Annotated in this window: 19 protein-coding genes; 5 read left to right on the top strand and 14 right to left on the bottom strand. The window is 37.9% G+C overall.

Annotated elements, in window-relative coordinates; all coding sequences use genetic code 11:
• The first annotated feature begins 9 nt into the window (after positions 1-9).
• Positions 10-882: a YgfZ/GcvT domain-containing protein gene (locus ACFIL2_RS08400; protein ID WP_375634152.1), complete on the top strand. Its 873-nt coding sequence runs from the start codon at positions 10-12 to the stop codon at positions 880-882.
• Positions 875-1,492: a YfbR-like 5'-deoxynucleotidase gene (locus ACFIL2_RS08395; protein WP_375634154.1), complete on the top strand. Its 618-nt coding sequence runs from the start codon at positions 875-877 to the stop codon at positions 1,490-1,492. Before ACFIL2_RS08400 ends, ACFIL2_RS08395 begins: the two co-directional genes overlap by 8 nt.
• Positions 1,493-2,085: 593 nt before the next feature.
• Here the strand turns inward: ACFIL2_RS08395 and panB are convergent.
• The 11 genes from panB to rpoZ all read right to left on the bottom strand — a co-directional run bounded on the left by panB (position 2,086) and on the right by rpoZ (position 11,485).
• Positions 2,086-2,901 (bottom strand): 3-methyl-2-oxobutanoate hydroxymethyltransferase, encoded by an 816-nt coding sequence (gene panB / locus ACFIL2_RS08390; RefSeq protein ID WP_375634156.1) that lies wholly within the window; start codon positions 2,899-2,901, stop codon positions 2,086-2,088.
• A complete protein-coding gene (gene panC, locus ACFIL2_RS08385; protein WP_375680267.1) occupies positions 2,898-3,758 on the bottom strand; it encodes a pantoate--beta-alanine ligase in 861 nt (286 codons plus the stop codon). The genes panB and panC overlap by 4 nt, the downstream gene beginning before the upstream one ends.
• Positions 3,759-3,781: 23 nt before the next feature.
• The gene (gene recO / locus ACFIL2_RS08380) at positions 3,782-4,528 is read right to left on the bottom strand and encodes a DNA repair protein RecO (RefSeq protein WP_375617640.1); all 747 of its coding nucleotides are present in this window, start codon (positions 4,526-4,528) and stop codon (positions 3,782-3,784) included.
• 25 nt (positions 4,529-4,553) lie between these two features.
• On the bottom strand, positions 4,554-5,459 hold the full coding sequence (era, locus tag ACFIL2_RS08375; RefSeq protein WP_012754937.1) for a GTPase Era: 906 nt from the start codon (positions 5,457-5,459) through the stop codon (positions 4,554-4,556).
• The gene (rnc, locus tag ACFIL2_RS08370; RefSeq protein ID WP_375634160.1) at positions 5,452-6,159 is read right to left on the bottom strand and encodes a ribonuclease III; all 708 of its coding nucleotides are present in this window, start codon (positions 6,157-6,159) and stop codon (positions 5,452-5,454) included. Before rnc ends, era begins: the two co-directional genes overlap by 8 nt.
• A complete protein-coding gene (gene lepB, locus ACFIL2_RS08365; RefSeq protein WP_375611213.1) occupies positions 6,140-6,952 on the bottom strand; it encodes a signal peptidase I in 813 nt (270 codons plus the stop codon). The genes rnc and lepB overlap by 20 nt, the downstream gene beginning before the upstream one ends.
• Before the next feature lie 79 nt (positions 6,953-7,031).
• The gene (gene acpS, locus ACFIL2_RS08360) at positions 7,032-7,433 is read right to left on the bottom strand and encodes a holo-ACP synthase (protein WP_375634162.1); all 402 of its coding nucleotides are present in this window, start codon (positions 7,431-7,433) and stop codon (positions 7,032-7,034) included.
• 20 nt (positions 7,434-7,453) lie between these two features.
• Positions 7,454-8,044 (bottom strand): DUF2062 domain-containing protein, encoded by a 591-nt coding sequence (locus tag ACFIL2_RS08355; RefSeq protein WP_375661818.1) that lies wholly within the window; start codon positions 8,042-8,044, stop codon positions 7,454-7,456.
• 93 nt (positions 8,045-8,137) lie between these two features.
• Positions 8,138-8,716, bottom strand: coding sequence for an orotate phosphoribosyltransferase (pyrE, locus tag ACFIL2_RS08350; RefSeq protein WP_375634303.1), 579 nt, complete (start codon positions 8,714-8,716; stop codon positions 8,138-8,140).
• Between the two features lie 16 nt (positions 8,717-8,732).
• Complete coding sequence (locus ACFIL2_RS08345) at positions 8,733-10,958, bottom strand: RelA/SpoT family protein (RefSeq protein ID WP_375617636.1); 2,226 nt, start codon at positions 10,956-10,958, stop codon at positions 8,733-8,735.
• Between the two features lie 128 nt (positions 10,959-11,086).
• Positions 11,087-11,485: a DNA-directed RNA polymerase subunit omega gene (gene rpoZ, locus ACFIL2_RS08340; protein WP_375680266.1), complete on the bottom strand. Its 399-nt coding sequence runs from the start codon at positions 11,483-11,485 to the stop codon at positions 11,087-11,089.
• Positions 11,486-12,060: 575 nt separating this feature from the next.
• Between rpoZ and ACFIL2_RS08335 the strand changes: the two genes are divergently transcribed.
• A complete protein-coding gene (locus ACFIL2_RS08335) occupies positions 12,061-12,729 on the top strand; it encodes a uracil-DNA glycosylase (protein ID WP_375654983.1) in 669 nt (222 codons plus the stop codon).
• A gap of 48 nt (positions 12,730-12,777) precedes the next feature.
• Here the strand turns inward: ACFIL2_RS08335 and smpB are convergent, their stop codons facing one another.
• Positions 12,778-13,254: an SsrA-binding protein SmpB gene (gene smpB / locus ACFIL2_RS08330; protein ID WP_273717588.1), complete on the bottom strand. Its 477-nt coding sequence runs from the start codon at positions 13,252-13,254 to the stop codon at positions 12,778-12,780.
• Positions 13,255-13,272: 18 nt separating this feature from the next.
• Positions 13,273-14,157, bottom strand: a complete 885-nt coding sequence (dapA, locus tag ACFIL2_RS08325) for a 4-hydroxy-tetrahydrodipicolinate synthase (protein WP_375612952.1) — start codon at positions 14,155-14,157, stop codon at positions 13,273-13,275.
• 251 nt (positions 14,158-14,408) lie between these two features.
• On the opposite strand from dapA, the gene ACFIL2_RS08320 reads away from it, so the two are divergent.
• On the top strand, positions 14,409-16,502 hold the full coding sequence (locus tag ACFIL2_RS08320; RefSeq protein ID WP_375680265.1) for a lytic transglycosylase domain-containing protein: 2,094 nt from the start codon (positions 14,409-14,411) through the stop codon (positions 16,500-16,502).
• Between the two features lie 1,025 nt (positions 16,503-17,527).
• On the opposite strand, the gene ACFIL2_RS08315 is transcribed toward ACFIL2_RS08320, so the two are convergent.
• Entirely contained in the window at positions 17,528-18,298 is a 771-nt protein-coding gene (locus ACFIL2_RS08315; protein ID WP_375661839.1) for an energy transducer TonB, read from the bottom strand.
• 243 nt (positions 18,299-18,541) lie between these two features.
• On the opposite strand from ACFIL2_RS08315, the gene ACFIL2_RS08310 reads away from it, so the two are divergent.
• Positions 18,542-20,719, top strand: coding sequence for a TonB-dependent hemoglobin/transferrin/lactoferrin family receptor (locus ACFIL2_RS08310; protein WP_375680264.1), 2,178 nt, complete (start codon positions 18,542-18,544; stop codon positions 20,717-20,719).
• Positions 20,720-20,862: the final 143 nt, after the last annotated feature.

The following is a 20,862-nucleotide window of genomic DNA, read 5'->3' as shown; positions in this document are numbered from 1 at the left end:
GCAAGAACCATGATTGAAAAACAAAATGCCATTTGCTTAAAAAACCGCGGGCTTATTCAAATTACAGGTGAAGAAGCAACAGATTTTCTACAATCCCTGATCACGACAGATGTAAAAAAAATCAGTCCACAGGAACTTTTCCCTGGAGCCCTTTTATCCCCACAAGGAAAGGTTCTTGCTGATTTTCTTATCGGAAAAAAAGAAGATGGTTACTTGATTGATATCAGAATGCCTTTAGCTGATACGCTCCATAAGCGTCTGTTGCTCTATAAGCTGCGCAAAAAAGTAGAAATTACACAACCATTCCAAGAGCTTGTTACAGTTTCTTTGAATAATGAATCAGATGCTTTAAATTTTGATTCAAGTTTTGTTGATAAACGCTTCCCACAACAAGAAAAAATAATACGAATCTATGGTAAAAAACCTTTTTTGACTTCAGAATATCATGACACATGGAATCAATTGCGTATCCGTTATGCAATTGCGGAAAGTGATCAAGACTATGAAATTGGCAAAGTCTTTCCTCATGATATTAATTACGATCAAATCAATGGACTTGCATTCAATAAAGGATGTTATATTGGACAAGAAATTGTTTCACGAATGCACCACCGCCGTGCAGCACGTCGCCGTATTTTTATTGTAAAAGGCCAGTGTAAATTAACCCCTCAATCTAGCATTGAAGCAGGAACAAAAGTGCTTGGCTACTTGGGAACATGTGTAGAAAATGAGGCTCTTGCTTTAATGCGTATTGACCACGTCAAAGATGCTATGGATCATAACATCCCCTTTACTGTAAAAAACATTCCTGTCACTATAAGCATTGCTGAAAATATGAATTTTACCTTTCCTGAAAATACTATAGAAAACACTCATGGCTAAAGCTGAATTATTAAAAAATGGAGAAGCCCGCGCTTGGCAAAGAATGCTCTCTGGAAGGCGACTTGATCTTCTCAACCCTTCTCCTTTTGATGTTGAAATTGAAGATATTGCCCATGGACTTGCTCGCGTAGCACGTTGGAACGGTCAAACACGAGGAGAGCATGCCTATTCTGTTGCACAACATTCACTTTTGGTTGAACAAATATTTCAAAAACTTTTTCCACAATCGGGAAGCAATGAATGTCTTTATACCCTTCTTCATGATGCTCCAGAATATGTCATCGGCGATATGATTTCCCCTTTTAAAGCTGTCATAGGAAAACAATATGAACGCGTTGAAAAGCGCATCCAAGATGCTATCCACATGCGCTTTTCTCTTCCCGTTGATCTTTCTCAAAAACTTTTAAAAAAAATTAAACAAGCCGACCGTATTGCTGCCTATTATGAAGCGATTACGCTTGCTGGATTTAATACAGAAGAAGCCCTTCACTATTTTGGCTCTCCCAATAATATTCTACCCGATGATCTTAATTTATCCCCTTATTCTACACAACACATTGAAAACGCATTTTTAACGCGCTTTAATGACTTAGATGCCCAAAGATTATAGACTCTTCGCATTGTTGATTCCTTGTCATTACAGACTCATCACACTGACTTATAATAATAATTCATTGTTTTTTCATTTTGAATGAGAGCTCCTAATATCGTAAGCTTCACTCATTTCAAATCTGTTTATATTGAATCAATCAAAATCATTCTCTTGCACACCACAAGCGGGGCTGGCGTGTGGGTAAAATTTTTTAAAGAAAGAGTTAAAATGCTTCTTATGAACCATCTCAAGTGCTAAGCGCTGTCGCAGCATTGAAAATTGGCAAAGTGTGTGATGATGCCGGCTTGCTTTCTTATGAAGCGTAAAGACGGGAGTGCTCTATAAATTTTATACACTTCATAAGGGACTTACTACTATATTATTCACGAACGCCGTCGCGAAATAGGATTGGGTGCCTTAAGAAAGCTCTCTTTAAAAAAGCACGTGAATTAGCGACCCAATGGCGTTCTGTTTTGCATGAGAGGCGTGACTCCATTCAAGAAATGGAAAAAATCACAGCTCAAATTGTATACAAAATATATTAAATAATGCACATTTATTATCAAAACAACAAATGTTCTCTTGTCAAACCTTTCATCTTAAACTGAAGTTTATTTTAGTTTATAAACTTCATTATCCGCTGGGAAAGCACGAGATGTGACATCCTCTGCATAATTCTTTATTGCAGTTTCCATGGCTTGTTCAAGGTCTCCATAACGGCGTACAAATTTTGGCACATGAGAACCATAGCCCAACATATCTTCCATAACCAATACTTGTCCATCACATTGATTAGACGCCCCTATACCGATCGTAGGGATAGAAAGCTTATTTGTCAGTTTCACCGCTAAAGGTTCGACAATCCCTTCTAAAACAACAGCAAAAGCACCTGCCTCTTCAATCGCTGCTCCATCTGCTTCAATTCTTTGCCAATCATTCTCCTTGCGTCCTTGTGTTTTGAAGCCACCAAAACGATTCACCGCCTGGGGTGTAAGACCAATGTGCCCCATCACTGGAATGCCACGTTTACACAAAAAATCTATTGTTTCTGCTATATAAACACCCCCTTCAAGCTTAACTGCACCACACCCCGTTTGAGCAAGAATACGCGATGCATTAAAAAAAGCTTGTTCTGGACTTTCTTCATAAGAACCAAAAGGCATATCAATAACCACAAGAGCTTTTTGAGATCCACGCACCACGGCTTTCCCGTGTAAAATCATCATATCTAAATTAACAGGAAGCGTTGTCTCAAACCCATACACAACCATCCCAACGCTATCACCAACCAAAAGGATATCGCAATATGGATCAGCAATCCGCGCAGTATAAGCTTGATAAGCTGTTAAAGAAACAATTGGCTGTTGTCCCTTTCTTGCACGTATTTCGGAAGATGTTATACGCTTTACGGTTTTATGTACACTCATTTTTCACCCTTCTCTTGCAATATATATTGATCAATCAGCCTTACCTCACCAAAGCGGACAGTAAGAAGTAAAACTGCTGGTTTATTCAATGTTCCTCTAATCACGCATAAATTTTCCATATCCCGTAAATCTATCGCTTCAATGATTGCACGCGTTTCTTGTTGTAAAATATCATGAACAGTTTTGCATAATTTATCAACCGACCGTTCACCTTCATGGTAAAGCTTTTCAGCAGCTTTTCCACTTTCAGGAAGAATTTTGGCAGCTTTACGATCTTCTAATGTTAAAAGCTGATTGCGTGAAGAACAAGCTACACCATCTGACTCCCGTAGAATAGGAACTCCAACGATTTCAATAGGAAAAGCCAAATCTTCAACCATACGCCGAATAATTAAAATTTGTTGAAAATCTTTTTCCCCAAAAAAAGCCTTATCTGGTTGGACAATGTTAAAAAGTTTAGCAACAACGCTTGTTACACCACAAAAGTGCCCTGGACGTAATTTTCCCATCAAAATACGTGATAATTTTTTCACTTGTACAATTGTGTCATTTCCTGGTGGCCACATTTCATCTACAGAAGGAGCAAAAACACATTCAACACCTGCTTCTTTTAACAAAGCACAATCGCCCTTCAAATCTCTTGGATATTGAGAAAAATCTTCATGAGGTCCAAATTGCTTTGGATTGACAAAAATAGAAACTACTACGCGATCACACATTGCTCTTGCATACTGTACTAATGCAAGATGACCATCATGCAATGCCCCCATTGTTGGAACAAAACCAATCGAAAAACCTAAACGTCGTTCCTCTGAAGTATATTGGCGAACTTCAGCAATTGTCTTTAAAATTCTCATTTTCCCATTCAATTATCATCAGATCAACAAATTAATGCCTGTACACCAAATTGGCGCTCAAACAATTGTATCAAATTCATGCGCACTGACGGCTGCTTTATATCTCGTGGCTCCCAGACATGACGCATAAGAAAAAAACCCGTCAGTATAAAACCATTTATTATATCACTAAAATCAGCAGGACGAGTCATTCTTTGTACAAGAAACTGTGGTAGAATAAGAAGTTTTTTTTTCCAAGGTTCTCCTGCTTCTTCACAGACAGCCCGACCAGATTTTGGTGATACGTAATGAAGCCTTTCCTGACGACCTGTTGCAGCACAACAAGATAAATCAAGACCAAAACCAAGTTCTTCAAGAAGCCGCATTTCAAAACGTACAAGCAATTCTGCATTTACAAATGGTTCATCAAAATTCTGCATAAAAAGGTGTAAAATATCATATAAAATGGGGTGCGGATCACGTTCGGGAAGAAGCCGCAAATGAAAAGCTATCAATTGCAAAGCATAAAGTGCTTCTGGTAGACAGATTAATCGTGCCGCATGTAAATCAAGAGCTTCAAGCCGAAAAAGTCCCAAATGTTCGTCTAAACGAGCCCACCATTCAGCCTCCACAAAATTTCCAGGTTGAAGAAGAGCTGCCATGCGACGCGAGCGCCCCCCTTTTACCACTCCCATATAACGACCATGTTCACGTGTCATAATCTCAAGAATAACACTTGTTTCACCATATTGGCGCGTACCAAGTATAACGGCTTGTTCTTTCCACTTCATTTTACTTTAATTATTTTTAAAAATCTTATTTTAAAAAATCCAATCCCATTTCACGATAACGTTCTGGATCGGTATCCCAATTATCGCGCACTTTCACAAAGAGAAAAAGATGAACCTTTTGATCCATAATTTCCATGAGTTCTTTACGTGCTGCTTGACCAATCGCTTTAATTGTATCGCCTTTTGCTCCTAAGACAATTTTTTTCTGACTCTCACGCTCGACATAAATAACTTGATTAATTTTAACGGAACCATCTGAACGCTCTTCCCAGTTTTCTGTTTCAACCGTTGAGGAATAAGGAAGTTCATCATGAAGACGAAGAAAAAGTTTTTCACGCGTAATTTCAGCAGCAAGATGACGCATAGGCATATCAGAAATTTGATCTTCCGGATAATACCATGGTCCTTCCTGCATCATGTTACTCAACGCATGAAGTAAATCCTTGCAACCAGAACCGTTTAGAGCAGAAATCATAAATGTTTGCGCAAACTTTACACGTTCATTTATTTTAGTGGTTAACGCTAGAAGAGATGATTTAACAACTGTATCAACCTTATTAAGAACAAGAACTTTTTCTTGTTTCATATTGTTTACAATATCTAACATCATATCAACTTCATCCGAAAGACCACTTTGAGCGTCAATTAAAACAAGCAGAACATCAGCGCTCTTAGCCCCTCCCCAAGCAGCAGAGACCATGGCTCGTTCTAAGCGCTTATGGGGACGAAAAACACCCGGTGTATCGACCAACACAATTTGCACATCATCATGAATGACAATACCGCGGATTAAAGTTCGTGTTGTTTGTACCTTATGTGTTACAATTGAAACCTTTGTTCCAACCAATTGATTAACCAATGTCGATTTACCGGCATTAGGCATCCCAATAAGCACAACAAACCCAGAACGCGTTTTCATAACGTCACTCATGATTATTTTTTCCCACTGTTTTCCATACACCCTCTCGTCGCAAAATTTTTTCAGCTGCCATTCTTTCAGCATATCTTTTGGAGCTTCCCTGCCCAATCTCTGAAGCAAACCCAGAAATACTGACCTCTACCATAAAAACAGGATCGTGATCTGGACCTGAACGTTTTATAACCTGATAATGTGGTTGTGCATTGCCTTGGATATGCGCCCATTCCTGTAATTCTGTCTTGGCATCACGTCGACCAGCATCCATTTTCTTTGCCCTACTTTGCCAATATTTTTGAATAAAAGGGCGAACACTTTCCAATCCTCCATCGAGATATATTACGGCAATCAAAGCTTCCACGACATCTGCATGCATATTGATAAGTCGACGCCCCTCAAAATTTTTCATCTCAAAACCAACACGGATCATATCAGGAAGTCTCATTTCACGCGCAATATCAGCACATGTCTGTGCATTGACCAGATGATTTAAACGGACTGATAATTCACCTTCACTTGCCTGAGGAAAAAGTTGATACAGCATCTCTGCAATCAAAAGCCCTAAAACCCGATCCCCTAGAAACTCTAGTCGTTCATAATTCCCCTGTTCCGAATCTTGTACACTCGAGTGTGTTAATGCCTTCTTTAACCTCTCTTCATCTTTAAAACGATGCCCCGTCAGCTTGAAAAGCTGATCAATCATGAGACGTTTCATCGTTGTTTCCTTGCTTGATAAGCGGCAAATCATGAACCGTATTTATGAAAGAAAACAAACGTTTCCAACGCACATCAAATGGCCAACGCCAAATCTGCCAAGCACTTGAACCATTACTGATAGAAAAGAAAATCACGCTCGCGCGACCAATAAGATTTTCTTCTGGAACATAGCCTACATCTAAACGACTATCATCTGAATTGTCGCGGTTATCCCCCATCATAAAGTAATGTCCCTGAGGAACTTCAAAGACTTCTGTATCATCAACTTTCGGGATGAAAGCTAAATCAAGTGTATCATAACTGACACCGTTAGGCATTGTCTCGCGATAAACCTCAACAGGATAGTTCACTTCCGTTATATCAGAATTATCAATCTCCCCCATAAAGTGACGTGAAACAGCCTCATCATTAATATAAAGGACACTTTGACGGACTTGTATACGATCACCTGGTAGCCCAACGACGCGTTTTATATAATCAATCTTCGGATTACTTGGTAAGCGAAAAACGACCACATCTCCACGTTGAGGTTGAGATGCCCAAATCCGTCCAGAAAAAAGAGGAGGAGAAAAGGGGATGGAAAAACGAGAATACCCATATGCATACTTAGAAACAAACAGATAATCTCCCACCAACAAAGTAGGACGCATTGAACCGGAAGGAATACTAAACGGCTGGAAAAAAAGTGTCCGAATAAACGCTGCTAAAAGTAGAGCCTGTATTAAAACAGAAATAAATTCACGAAGCCCACCTTTTTTTTCTTTTTTATGCACTTTATCTTTTTGGATCATCACCAACTGCCTTCTCATCACAGATATAATTTTTTTCATCATAATATTCAAATAACAAAAGCACAATCTCTCACGCCATCTATCCACGTGGAAGTGCTTCGATAATAATAAATGCCTGTGCCCAAGGAAAATCATCTGTTATACTAAGATGAATAACTGCATCATGATGAGGAGGTAATAACTTTTGAAGTTGTATTTGCGCACGATTTGTTAATTGCATTATTGGTTTACCAGATGGCAAATTGACTACCCCCATGTCTTTCCAATTGATACCACAAGCGATTCCCGTTCCTAAGGCTTTAGCACATGCTTCTTTAGCAGCAAATCTTTTTGCATAGGAAGAGGAGCTTTTTTTGAGATTTTCAGATCTATTTCTTTCAATATCCGTAAAAATACGTTGGATAAAACGCTCACCATAACGAACCAACATTTTCTCAATACGTCGTATATCAACCAGATCATTTCCAAGACCAATAATCATAAGATATTACCCGATCTTTCTTACGATGAGCGCTTCTTTAAACGCCTTTTTTTTATAATCTTTTGATATCGCTTTTGTTTAAAACGAACCGTTGCTCTGTAAACACCTATATAAGATAAACCACCAAAAACAATACCTAAAAGAGTTCCCCCTAAAATCATAGGACTCATAATTGTGTCCCATGCGCCTTTAAAGAGGAGAGAGAGATTTGACAATGTCAAACCATTAAATAGAGCACGAATTTGCGAAAGAGAAATCTCTTTGACATCGCTAAAAAGTGATAAACAAAAATACCCTACTTTATAATCAGCCATGACAATCAATAAAAATGTGAGTGGATTAGAAAAAATTGTCCCAATGATTGCGGCAGCAAAGTTTGCACGCAAAAGCCAAGAAAAAAATATTGCCAAAATAATATGCAGCCCAAAGAAAGGTGAACAAGCTAAAAAAACGCCAACAGCAACCCCTAATGCTACTTCATGCGGTGTTGCTGATATACGCAAAATACGTTTATGTATGTAGCAAAATGAGCGAGAAAATGAACGACGTGGCCATAACCAAAGTCGAATACGCGTTACAAAATCTATTGGTTTTCGACGACGAAAAAGCATATGACTCTCAATATACATCTTTTGATGATGAAATAATCTATATCATCCAAATTAATCTTTTTAAGCTTTTGCACAAAAAAAATAGAACGACAATTAAATATTTCGACTGCCTGGTTTAATCGCGGGAAGAACAGAAAGCTCTGCAGGAAGTGCATCACTAGCATAAGAGGTTATCTCGTATTCAGCAAGCGCAATCAATGGAACTCCAACATTGACCTTACCACCAGAACGATCAAGGATACATGCACTGGCCAATACCTCTGCTCCTGCTGCAACAAGCGCTTCAACAGTCTCACGAATGGAAAGACCCGTTGTTACAATATCTTCAACAATAACAACCCGTGCACCCTTCTTGATTTCAAAACGACGCAATTCAAAGATGCCATTTACACGCTCTACCCAAAGAGAAGGAACACCAAGGTGACGTGAAGTTTCATAGGAAGGAATAAGACCGCCAATTGCGGGACCAACAACATAGTCAATTTTTCCCTCAATAGATTTTTTGATTTTTTCAGCCAATCCACGACATAACTTTTCCGTCAAGTCAGCATGCATGAATACTTTCGCTTTTTGCATATAAGTCGCACTATGGCGCCCCGATGTTAAAATAAAATGCCCTTCTAGAATAGCATCTGCTTGTTTAAAAATATCAATGACATCTTGTGTATTCATTGCAAAATCTTTCTTTTTATCCATGAACCCGCCGTACTGTACTTACTGAACCTGCCTTTTTTAACTGAGAAAAAATACGATTCAAATGTTTTAAATCCCACACTTCCAAATCAATCATAATTTCTGTAAAATCTGGTGCTGTACGGATAAAAGATAAATTTTGGATATTGGCATCGTTAGCAGAAATTATTTGTGTAATTTCAGCCAAAGAACCAGGACTATTTACAACTAAAATATTCATCCGTGCAGGAAAACGTTCATTCATTTGGGCATCAATATCCCAGCGGACATCAATCCATCGTTCTGGCTGATCATCATACGCCATCAAAGCTGAAGACTGTATTGGATAAATAACAATCCCAGCTCCTGGCTGCATAATACCAACAATCCGATCTCCAGGTACTGCTCCTTCCGGTGAAAAACGTACGGGGATATCTCCACGGGTTCCTCTAATAGGCAAGGCTTTAGATTGATGATTCTCGACCATTGCATTCTTTTCATTTTCTGGAACTTTAAAAATCATACCTTGAGCATTTTCAATATTAAACCAACCTTCTTCCCCAGGCTTAAAAGATGACTTTTGTACCACACGGTGATCTTGATAATCAGGATAAACCGCTTTAATTACATCAGCGGAAAACAGCTCTCCACGCCCAACAGCAGCCAATACATCCTCTACATCTTTACGTGCTAAACGTGGCAAAACTTTCTTCAAAAGGTCTTTTGAAAATTGCTTTCCCATATATTCAAATGAACGCTCGAGAATACGATATCCTAAACCCGAATATTGTTTACGTACCGCTGCACGACTTGCTCGTCGAATAGCTGAACGTGCTTTACCCGTGACAACAAGAAATTCCCATGCTGCTGGCGGAATTTGAGCGTGTGAGCGAATAATATCAACCTCATCACCATTTTTTAATTTGGTCATTAAAGGCATAATACGACCATTGATTTTTACACCCACACAAGAATCACCGATATCTGTATGGACGGCATAAGCAAAATCAATAGGCGTAGCTCCTTTAGGAAAAGCAATTAATCGACCTTTCGGCGTAAAACAAAAAACTTGGTCTTGAAAAAGCTCAAGTTTTGTATGTTCTAAAAACTCTTCTGGATTATCTCCATCAGACAAAGATTGTATCGTTTGACGCAACCATGCATAGGCATTCGTTTCACTTGATAACTTCACAGTCGAATAATTGGAACCGTGCTCTTTATATATGGAATGAGCAGCAACCCCATATTCAGCAACTTCATCCATAGTAGCCGTTCTAATTTGCAACTCAACACGTTGTCTTGAAGGACCAACAATTGTTGTATGAATAGAACGATAATCATTTTGCTTTGGTATAGAGATATAATCTTTAAAACGACCAGGAACCATTGGCCATGTCGTATGAATGACACCAAGAGCACGATAACAATCATTCACGGACTCAACAATCACACGAAATCCAAAAATATCCGATAATTGTTCAAAAGATAATGCTTTACTTTCCATTTTGCGAAAGACTGAATAAGATTTTTTCTGACGGCTTTTAACATCTGCTTTAATGCCATGCTCGAAAAAAAGTTTTGTCAATTCATTTTCAATTGTGGAAAGCAAATCACGGTTGTGTTTCAATAATTCAGAAAGTCGATTTGTAATCGTACGATAACCTTCTGGATTTAAATAAAAGAAAGAGAGATCCTCTAATTCCTCACGCATATCCTGCATACCCATACGGCCTGCAAGTGGCGCATAGATATCCATCGTCTCCTCAGCAATTCGCCGACGTTTATCATCACGCATAACACCAAGGGTACGCATATTATGAAGACGATCAGCAAGTTTGACTAAAAGAACACGAACATCATCAGAAATAGCAATAAGAAGTTTACGAAGATTTTCTGCTTGTACGGCTTTCTTTGATACAAGATCAAGCTTATTAAGCTTTGTAAGCCCTTCAACCAACTTTCCAATTTCAGAACCAAAAAGCTGATCAATTTCTGCTCGTGTAGCGCTTGTATCTTCAATTGTATCATGCAAAAGAGCAACAGCAATCGTTGCCTCATCCAACCGCATATCTGTCAAAATAGCAGCAACTTCTAAAGGATGAGAAAAATAAAGATCACCTGACGCACGCTTTTGATGTGCATGCTTTTTCATTGCATAATCATAGGCCCTGTTTAAAAGAGCCTCATCTACGTCAGACTTGTAACGTTGAACACGCCCAACAAGCTCACACTGACGCATCATACGAGCATATCCTTTATCTTTTCACACCCCTAATCTTTATTGAACACGTCCTATTAATAAAAGACACGAAAAATAATTGCTCCTTACATGACAAAGTATCTTTACCCCTGTAACATAAATTGCTGCAATTAATAATCGTCACTTTTTTCTGGAACAACCAAACCTTCAATACCCGCTAAAAGCTCTTCTTCTGACATATGATCAAATGAAGTACCTTCTTCTTGCGACGACGTATTAAAAACACTTTCAGCTTCACCTGAATGGGTAATAAATCCACTTGCCATTTCTGGCTCATCTACTTCCACATGCTTTTGCAGCGAATGAATAAGGTCTTCCTTTAAATCAGCAGGCGACAATGCTTCTTCTGCTATTTCACGCAAAGCAACAACTGGATTTTTATCATTATCACGATCAACCGTAATCTGCGCTCCTTGTGAAATCTGACGCGCCCGATGACCTGCTAAAAGTACCAATTCAAAGCGGTTGTCAACTTTATCAATACAATCTTCTACCGTTACGCGGGCCATTTATGCCTCTTTCTCAAATAAAAAAATTTAATAGCGGATAAAGGAGTATATACAATAATCAAAATAAAACACAAGAAAAACAACACAAACTTTTATATTTTTTGATTAAAGAACTTATTTAAAAAAAATCTTGGAAAATTTATAAAAATGTATAACCTATTCATGCTCGTTATCAAAATTTCTTTTAAAAGCATTCCAATAGATTGACTTCAAACAAAGGACGGTCTTTCTTGACAAAATACTTGTCTGGAGTCCTTATCCTTTTAAAAAGAATACCTGCTGTTTAAATCCTTTGCAATAACAGCAGTCTTATACATACTTTTTATGATAATATCTTCATCTAAAGAGAGAACTTTTTTTCTTTGAACGTCATGTGTATCGCACTCTTATTCATCGAATAAATTACTGAAAAATGACCTCTCTTTACACAATAATGAGCAATAAGTTTATATTAAACTTTCTTCTAAAAAAGTTTATTTATATTCATTATAGATTATAGATTGTTTATCAAAACATAACCCGTCATATACGCTATAAAGACTCAAAAAATAGAAAAACGATTGATGCCTAAAACCATGAATAGCCAATTAACATCACTGTGCCCAGAACCACCCAAAAATTGCAATTTATGTCCGAGGCTTCATCAATTTATCGCTGGCTGGCGTGCAAAAGAACCAAGTTGGTATAACGCACCGGTGCGCCCATTCTTTCCTTATAAAGGGCCAGATACAACACGCCTTCTTATTGTTGGGCTTGCTCCTGGATTACGCGGAGCAAATCGAACTGGACGTCCATTTACTGGTGATTATGCTGGGCACTTACTTTATTCAACTTTAAAAAAGTTTGGTTTTGCCCAAGGAACCTTTGAAGAAAGAGCAGACGATACTCTTGAACTTATTGATGCAGCAATTGTTAACTCTGTTCGTTGTGTTCCACCAGAAAATAAACCCACCGGTGCAGAAATTAACACGTGCCGCTATTTCTTCTCACCTCTTTTAACAAATCTTCCCAAACTTAAAGCCGTTATTACCTTAGGCACCATTGCGCACCATTCAACGATACGTGCCCTTAATGCAAAAGTTTTAGCTCACCCTTTTGGACACGGCGAAATCAATAACATCGGCAGATTACGCATCTTTTCGAGCTATCACTGTTCTCGTTATAATACAAATACTGGACGCTTGACAGACGCCATGTTTCACCAAATCTTTCAAGCAGCAAAAACATACTTAGATCAATGCTAAAACTGTTTTAAATAGCGCTATAAATAAAGGATATCTAGATCGAATCCGTCATCCATACCTTTTTAAAAGTCTTGCTTTTTCACGTCCCCAATCGCGTTTTTTTTCCGTTTCGCGCTTATCATGAAGCTTTTTCCCTCGCGCTAGAGCGATCTCCAACTTAACGCGCCCTCGTTCATTAAAATAAAGTTTGAGAGGAACAAGTGTCATTCCTTCACGAGATGTTGCATTAAAAAAACGTGCCATCTCACGTTTTGAAAGTAATAATTTGCGCAAACGTCGTGGTTCATGATTAAAACGATTAGCCTGCGTATATTCAGGAATATAGCTGTTTATTAACCATAGTTCCCCATTCTCAAAACTCGCATAGCTTTCAGCAATATTGGCATGATTAGAACGTAAGGACTTCACTTCCGCTCCCTGAAGGACAAGACCAGCCTCGAGATTATTAAGGATTTCAAAATTAAAACGTGCTTTACGATTGTCAGCAATTATTTTCCGTACGGGCGCGTTCTTTTTTTTATTCATGGCTTTGTCAATATCATTTTATGCTTTTAAAAGACCAGCATGACTGAGGGCTGCATCAATAATCTTCTTTGTTCTTTCTGTTAATGGAACAATAGGAGAACGCACAGTATCACCACAAAATCCTAATTTTGCAGCAGCATATTTAATACCTGCTGGACTAGGTTCAATAAACACAGCACGATTAAGAGGCATCAAGCGATCATTTAATTCTCGTGCTGTTTTATAATCACCACGAAAACAAGCGGCTTGAAGCTCTGCACAAAGCTTTGGAGCAACATTAGAGGAAACTGAAATACACCCCATACCTCCATGTGCATTAAAACCTAACGCCGTACAATCATCACCGGAAAGCTGCACAAAATCTTTTCCACACTTTTCACCTTGTTCACTAACGCGCTCAATTCTGCTCGTTGCATCCTTAACACCAATGATATTGTTAAAATCTTGATAAAGGTCTTTCATCGTTTCTACAGCCATATCGATAATAGAACGACCAGGAATATTATAAATTATAATTGGAATAGAAACAGCTTTGGCAATGGAAGAAAAGTGCTTGTATAAACCAGATTGATTTGGTCTATTATAATAGGGAGTGACAACCAAAACTGCATCTGCACCAGCTTTTTGCGCGTATTGTGCAAGCTCTACAGCCTCGCTTGTGCTATTTGATCCCGCTCCAGCAACAACAGGAACACGCTTTGCAACCTGCTCAACACACAATTCTATAATCCGCTTATGTTCTTCATGACTTAACGTTGCTGATTCACCTGTTGTCCCAACAGGGCTTACACCGTTAATCCCTTGTGTGATCTGCCATTCAACAAAATCACAAAACGCCTTCTCATCAATCGCGCCCTTGTTATCAAACGGTGTGATAAGCGCAGTTATAGCTCCCTTGAGCATGATAAACTCCCTATAATGTTTGCTTTTATTTTTTTTATAATCGCCTTTTATAAATTTTAAATAGAGCATAATCTTGCTCTATCATTGAAGCAAGATGAATTTCAAAAAAAGCCCCCATAAGATGAAAATGTCCCTCCTTAAATGTTGAACATTTCTTTAAAATAAGCCGTCTATATTAACGCGTTTTTCATGCTTGTGTTCTATAAATCCTTAAGTTTTTACAAAAAGCAAGGTCTCAAGGTCTTTTCTCTATGCGTGTATTTTCCACCTCTCTTTTCGTATCAACCTTTACTGCACTTATACTGGCAATAAGAATTTTATTTTCAAGTGCACTTGCACAAACACCGCTTTTACATGGGAAAGTACCAATCCCTTCGACACGTCCTACCCCCATTGCCATAAAACAAGAAGCTCAAGAACCTCTTCAACAGAGACACACGACATCGCACAATACTGCGACACTCAAACAACTAAAAGCTGGATTAGATGCACTAGCAAACAACAATATTGCAAAAACAATAAATCTTCGTAATTCAATGGAAAAACATAGCCTTGATCGTTATATTTTGACATGGGCGCTAGGACTATCAAAGCAAAATAATATACCAAGCTCTGAAATATCTAATGCAATTAACATGCTAAAAGGATGGCCTGGTATAGAAACGATGCAACGCAATGCTGAACGTGCTTTTCTTAACGAAACCAACGTCACACGCGCAATCATCCAAAAATTTTCTCATCACCCGCCCCAAACAGCACAAGGGATGGCTCTTTTCGCTAAAGCACTTATCGCAACGGGACAAACCACTCGTGCTCAACACGTTATTGCGCCATGGTGGCATAAAACACAGCTTAATGCAAAAGAAGAAGTATTTGTTCTTAAAAATGCAAACGCTGCATTAAAACCTATTGATCATTTGAAACGCATGCAGTTTATGCTGTATGCACATCGTTTTGATTCAGCAGCACGCGTTGCAAAATTAGCCCATGCTCAATCTCTTTTTAATGCTTTTGTGGCCGTTGAAAAAAATGATCCTAGAGCTACACAAAAATTAAAAGTTGTAGAGAGATCATGGCAAAAAGATCCTCTTTTTCAGTTTGCTCGAATACGCCATCTTCGACGAACAGAGCAATATGATGCTGCAGCAGCACTCATGATGAAAACATCAAAAGATGCATTCCACCTTATGAACCCTCATTCATTGTGGAAAGAACAACGCGCCCTTTCTCGTGAAATGCTCGATTTAAACAAACCCAAAATTGCTTATCAACTTGTTACAATGCACACTGGTATAACATCTGCATTAGCCGTCGATGCTGAGTTTCATGCAGGATGGTATGCACTACGGTTTCTTCATAACCCTAAATTGGCAATGCAGCATTTTTCACGTATTCCTCAACTCTCTTCTTTACCTTTTTATGCATCACGTGGATATTACTGGATGGGACGAACAGCAGAAACGCTAAAAGAACATCAAAATGCCCAGCAATACTTTCATCGCGCAGCTCATTTTGGTGCAACTTACTATGGTCAATTAGCCGCTGCACGACTCAACCAAAAAAAGCTTAAAGTTTTCTTTCCCAAACCAACAACCGCTGAGCGACAACATTTTAGTGCACGAAAAGCGATCAAAGCAATTCAACGTCTTGAAGCAGCCGGCTATGCTGATTTTGCTAAATTTTTTTATAGAGAGCTCGGAAAAAAAATAGAAAGCCCCGGTGAATTAGCTCTTCTGGCTGTTATGGCAGAAAAAAATGGAGACTATTATACCAGCCTCAAAATTGGAAAAATGGCTGTTTTTCAGGGGAAAAATGTCGGTGCACTCTCTCATCCTCTGGGAGCTATACCAGCTTCTGCTAATATTTCTGTAGAAGAAAAATCGCTTATCTATGCCATTGCACGCCAAGAAAGCGAATTTAATCCAACAGCCATATCAAAAGCAGGTGCACAAGGTATACTCCAATTGCTTCCTACAACAGCAAAAGCACTGGCAAAAAAATACTCAATCGCATGGTCTCCTAAAAAATTTAGCAGTGATGCTCATTATAATGCAACATTAGGTGCCCATTTTCTCAATGAACAATTAGAACGTTTTAATGGATCCTATATACTAACTCTTATTGGCTATAATGCGGGTCCCCGTCGTGTCAATGAATGGATAAAACGTTATGGCGATCCTCGAGGACAATCTCTCGATAACGTCATTGATTGGATTGAACGTATTCCTTATACAGAAACACGTAATTACGTGATGCGTGTCATGGAAAATTATGGTGTCTACAAAGCAAGACTCACTGGGAAAATAGATATAAAAACCGACTTGCTTTCTGGTCGACGGAAATAATATGCCTTAACTTCCCAAATAGCATTTGAAAGCGTTGATAAGAAGTGTTTTTATTCCTTTTTAAATAGTACCCACATACCCACCTTCTTAGGACGTATAAGAAAGTAATTTTAATTGATTCAGTATTAATAAATTCGGAATGAGAAAACCCTACGCTATTTGGGTCTTTTATTTTAAATACAAAATGATGAATTATCATTATAAATCAACAGGTAGTACAAATAATTCATTTCTTCTCAACATAGACGACAATATCATAGAGATTACAAATATAAGAGAAGAGTGAAACAAATAGCTCATCCTTTTACTGTTGCTTATTAGTCAATATTCAAATCTTGTGAAACAGCTTATTTTAAGACTATTTTTTCTGCTTACAATATTTCTATACCCAATAGGGGCGCATTATTGTGTATATCGTTTAGATTATCTCTGATAACAGAAAGAGAGACACATTGAGTTAGAAAGCCTTAAAGACAAACAATTCTCTTCTGCCCCTTCCCTTTTCATTCGGTTTTACGACTTTTAAATATGTCAATATCTTTTAATGATGAAGATGAAGCTTTGCTTTTTTTCTCATTTTTACATATAAGCTCACACCCTTCACACAAAACAGAGCATCCCAAAATAGTATGTTTTTCTTATTTATATTATTGTTTTATTTTAATGTTTCTAAGTCCATTTCACAACGGTGTATCTGAAAAGTACTTACGAAAATCCTCTCACGAATGGTATAAAAATCGATTAGACACGATTAACCTTTAATTAATAAAACCTATAGCTCTATCATCCCTTAACTCCCAATGTTGCAAAAGCCCTTTCATTTAGAGCACTCATAAGAAGTATATTCACTGCTTTTTAGAAGTTTTTTATTCATGCTCCTCCTCAACTTGTATCATAAGTAAGCAGATGGTTTTGATTGATTCAACATCAAAAAAATTCGAATAAATTATATTTGAACTTTCATCAAAATTATAAACAATCATTATAAATCAATATATTATAAGAAAAGCGCCCCGCATAAAAAATCAGCTAAATATTAGGGATACTCTAATTGTTTTATTCACTTTTGATGGTGGTGGTGGTGGAAAAGAACCAACGCGTTGAAGGGCTGCCATCGCTAATCGATCAAGTTCCGGATCACCAGCAGAGACTGCTACACGACTAGAAAAAATACTCCCCTGCTCATGCACCATAAATTCTAACTTCACCGTTCCTTTTGTACGATTGGTGCGCTGTCCCACAATATAATTTTTTTGCCTTTCTAATTGTGACTGTACCTTTGCTAACCACTCCATTAACAACATATCTTCAAGCCCTGCTGTACCACCGCCCTTGTTGATGGAAGAAGAACGTACCGCCTTTGCATTGGAGCGCTTTACTACAGCCTTTGGCATCGGTATTGTTTTTTTGATAAACGCTTTATGCTCCACTTTTTGAGGTAGGGGTTCTTCCAAAGGCTTTAAGTCATCTTGTTCTACTATATGCTGAGGTTCTTCCGATTGAACTTCATCCACGGATTCCAATCCTTCTGACTCCTGCTCTAGGAGATCAGACTGTAATACTTCTTGCTCTGTATTAATATCCGACTCTCTATGAATATCTGGCAAATCTGTATCAACATCCGGATATACAGTTTCTTGCACAAAATTCAGCATAATCTCCGACGAGAGCAAACCATTACTTATACCAGTACTTTGAAAATAAAACTGTGCTGCTAATAATACATGCAAAAAGAAAGCCCCAATAAATGCACCAATCCAAAGAGTTAATAATTGTTTCGTATTTGCAAAATTCATCGTTTCTTCTGCCACTATTTTAAGCTTAATATTGGTGTTCAATCTCATTAAAACAGGCTATTTTGAAATTGCAACTTTTTTCTTGACTGATTTTGTCATGTTTAATATGGTCTTCTAATGATTTTGTGCCGTTGTCAAAATCATTCCTACTTGGCTGGCAAGTTTTAATCAGTGAGTCCAGCCTTTTTGTATTAAAAAAATTTCAAAACAGAGAGGGGATGGTTAAAAGGGTTATGATGTGTTATGCAAATAAGACGAAAAAATATCTATAAAAGCTGTGTAATTTTAAGTGCATTATCGGTCTGTATACCTTCATTTGTTTTTGCACAAAATAAAGATGGAAGTGCTGTCACTGAACTTAAACCAATCCTTATTAAAGGAAAAAAAATAGAAGATGCTTCAAATTCAATAACCATTCTGACTGATCGTAAGACCAACAAGAATATTGATGAAAGACAAATAACTGATGTTTATGATGTGAGTCGTCTTAATCCTTCCGTATCCTATAACTCAGAAAATAACAGTTTCGTTATTCGGGGTTTAGATGCAAACCGTGTTCTTACGACAATGGATGGTATTTCTCTTCCATGGTTTAATGATATATTCCGTGGTGGAGGTGGAAACACAACTTTTGATTTCAATGCTCTTTCTACGTTTGATACTATTCAAGGATCAGATTCTAGTCTTTATGGTTCTGGCGCCTTAGGGGGAATCATTGCGTTGCGTACTCTTGATCCTGAAGACCTGATCGTGGAAGAAAAGAATTGGGGAAGCCTTATAAAAGGTGGTTATAATTCTGTTGATAACAGCTGGCGCATCGATCAAACTTTTGCTGTGCGTAATTACCGGACATTTTTACTTTTTCAAGGATCTTATGTAGAAGGTCATGAGCGCAAAAATATGGGAACAGTAGAAGGGTATGAAGAACGCACGCGCAAAAACCCTTCTCACTTTGATAAAAATAACTTGCTTTTTAAAATTCATCAATATTTGAGTGATAATCACCGCCTTGGTTTTACCGCAGAGCGTTTTGGTCATAATAGTAACACACATGAATTAAATTCGTCTAAAAGATACGCTCCAGGTTCCGTTTATGAGCAGGATAATAAACTTCGTGAGCGCTTTTCTCTTTCTTATAATTATAGTGGTAATGGTGATGCAGTTCTTGATGTGTTTAATGGGCAGCTTTATTGGCAAAGGCAATCAAGTCGTTACGTTATGACAGGCGTTCGTGTTTCAGCACCCAAAGGGGATTATTTGAGAGATAATTTCTTGCGTAATATCAATTATGGTTTCAATGCTGATGCCCTTAAAAAAGTGGATTTTGGCACTATAAACCATACGTTAAAGTTTGTAATGAATGTTTCGTCATCTAAATTTCATCACTATTTGTTAGGTAAAGACAACTGTCATATAAAAGAATACGCTCGGGGATGTCTTTTTGTTCCTGCTAATCGATCAGATTCACCAGACACAAATGGTTACAATTTAGGTTTTGTTTTTGAAGATGAAATTGGGTTGGTTGATGATCGTTTTCGTGTAATACCGGGAATCCGGTATGATTGGTACAAATATGTTCCTCAGAAAACACCTTCTTATGAGAAAGCATTGATTTCTGATAAATTCCCTCCAGAAAGAAGTGGTTCACGCTTTTCTCCTAAATTACGCGTGGAGTGGGATGTTCGTAATCAAGTAACGCTCTATGCTCAGTGGGCACAGGCTTTTCGTGCACCACGTATTTCAGAACTTTACGTCTCTTATATCAAACCTTCTGCTTATTATGTGAAAGGGAATCCTGATCTTCAACCAGAAACAAGCAATGGGTATGATGTTGGTCTACGGTATGGAAATGTAAATTTCGGTGGTTCCTTCAATGCCTTTTTCAATCAATATAAGAATTTCATAGATACTGAGGATAGAGGGCCATCAGAGGAATTTAGATTTGCGCGTCGGCATTACATGAATCGTTTTCACGTGCAAATTTTTGGTGTTGAAACAAAAGCCCATTTAGTTCTTAAAAATGGTTTTCATAGCAATGTTGCTCTTGCTTATTCACAAGGAAAAGATCTTGATAAAAAGGAGTATCTTAACTCAATTCCTCCTTTGAAAGCAGTTATCGGATTAGGATATGCAAAAGAGGTTTGGGGAAGCGATATTATCCTTACTTTGGCAGCTAAACGTGACAAAGTAGCCGGAGAATCTGATTACCAAAAAATTCCAGGATATCATGTCGTTGATATGACAGGGTGGTGGAAACCATTCGGTGAAACGGGACCTATTCTAAGAGCCGGTGTTTATAATCTTTTCAATACAAAATATTGGAATGTATCTGAACTTCCTTCAGGTAAAAGTTCAACACCAAAAGATTATTATAGCCAGCCTGGTCGTAACTTTAAGGTGTCGTTTGTACAAAAGTTTTAGTCACTTCTGTTAATTATTCGGTCAATAAAATCGTATTGATAAAAGGATTAATTATTGTGTTTCTATTTTCAACATCTTTTAAATTACAAAGATTTGGTAGAAAAGTTTTAATTCTTTCTGTTTTATCGTTTTTTGATTGCTCA

Origin of the sequence: Bartonella sp. AP30XZML (genome assembly GCF_042195945.1) — a bacterium.
GTDB lineage: Bacteria > Pseudomonadota > Alphaproteobacteria > Rhizobiales > Rhizobiaceae > Bartonella.
The sequence above is the reverse complement of the archived record's forward strand: the minus strand, read 5'-3'. Positions and strand labels throughout refer to the sequence as shown.

Bases quoted from the DNA above. Each gene is read 5' to 3' on its own strand.
- ACFIL2_RS08335 (WP_375654983.1), top strand. From the start codon at position 12,061: ATGAATAGCCAATTAACATCACTGTGCCCAGAACCACCCAAAAATTGC.
- acpS (WP_375634162.1), bottom strand. From the start codon at position 7,433: ATGATTATTGGTCTTGGAAATGATCTGGTTGATATACGACGTATTGAG.
- smpB (WP_273717588.1), bottom strand. From the start codon at position 13,254: ATGAATAAAAAAAAGAACGCGCCCGTACGGAAAATAATTGCTGACAAT.
- lepB (WP_375611213.1), bottom strand. From the start codon at position 6,952: ATGATCCAAAAAGATAAAGTGCATAAAAAAGAAAAAAAAGGTGGGCTT.
- rpoZ (WP_375680266.1), bottom strand. From the start codon at position 11,485: ATGGCCCGCGTAACGGTAGAAGATTGTATTGATAAAGTTGACAACCGC.
- dapA (WP_375612952.1), bottom strand. From the start codon at position 14,157: ATGCTCAAGGGAGCTATAACTGCGCTTATCACACCGTTTGATAACAAG.
- ACFIL2_RS08400 (WP_375634152.1), top strand. From the start codon at position 10: ATGATTGAAAAACAAAATGCCATTTGCTTAAAAAACCGCGGGCTTATT.
- panB (WP_375634156.1), bottom strand. From the start codon at position 2,901: ATGAGTGTACATAAAACCGTAAAGCGTATAACATCTTCCGAAATACGT.
- ACFIL2_RS08345 (WP_375617636.1), bottom strand. From the start codon at position 10,958: ATGATGCGTCAGTGTGAGCTTGTTGGGCGTGTTCAACGTTACAAGTCT.
- ACFIL2_RS08310 (WP_375680264.1), top strand. From the start codon at position 18,542: ATGCAAATAAGACGAAAAAATATCTATAAAAGCTGTGTAATTTTAAGT.
- ACFIL2_RS08320 (WP_375680265.1), top strand. From the start codon at position 14,409: ATGCGTGTATTTTCCACCTCTCTTTTCGTATCAACCTTTACTGCACTT.
- era (WP_012754937.1), bottom strand. From the start codon at position 5,459: ATGAGTGACGTTATGAAAACGCGTTCTGGGTTTGTTGTGCTTATTGGG.
- recO (WP_375617640.1), bottom strand. From the start codon at position 4,528: ATGAAGTGGAAAGAACAAGCCGTTATACTTGGTACGCGCCAATATGGT.
- panC (WP_375680267.1), bottom strand. From the start codon at position 3,758: ATGAGAATTTTAAAGACAATTGCTGAAGTTCGCCAATATACTTCAGAG.
- rnc (WP_375634160.1), bottom strand. From the start codon at position 6,159: ATGAAACGTCTCATGATTGATCAGCTTTTCAAGCTGACGGGGCATCGT.
- ACFIL2_RS08315 (WP_375661839.1), bottom strand. From the start codon at position 18,298: ATGAATTTTGCAAATACGAAACAATTATTAACTCTTTGGATTGGTGCA.
- ACFIL2_RS08395 (WP_375634154.1), top strand. From the start codon at position 875: ATGGCTAAAGCTGAATTATTAAAAAATGGAGAAGCCCGCGCTTGGCAA.
- ACFIL2_RS08355 (WP_375661818.1), bottom strand. From the start codon at position 8,044: ATGCTTTTTCGTCGTCGAAAACCAATAGATTTTGTAACGCGTATTCGA.
- pyrE (WP_375634303.1), bottom strand. From the start codon at position 8,716: ATGAATACACAAGATGTCATTGATATTTTTAAACAAGCAGATGCTATT.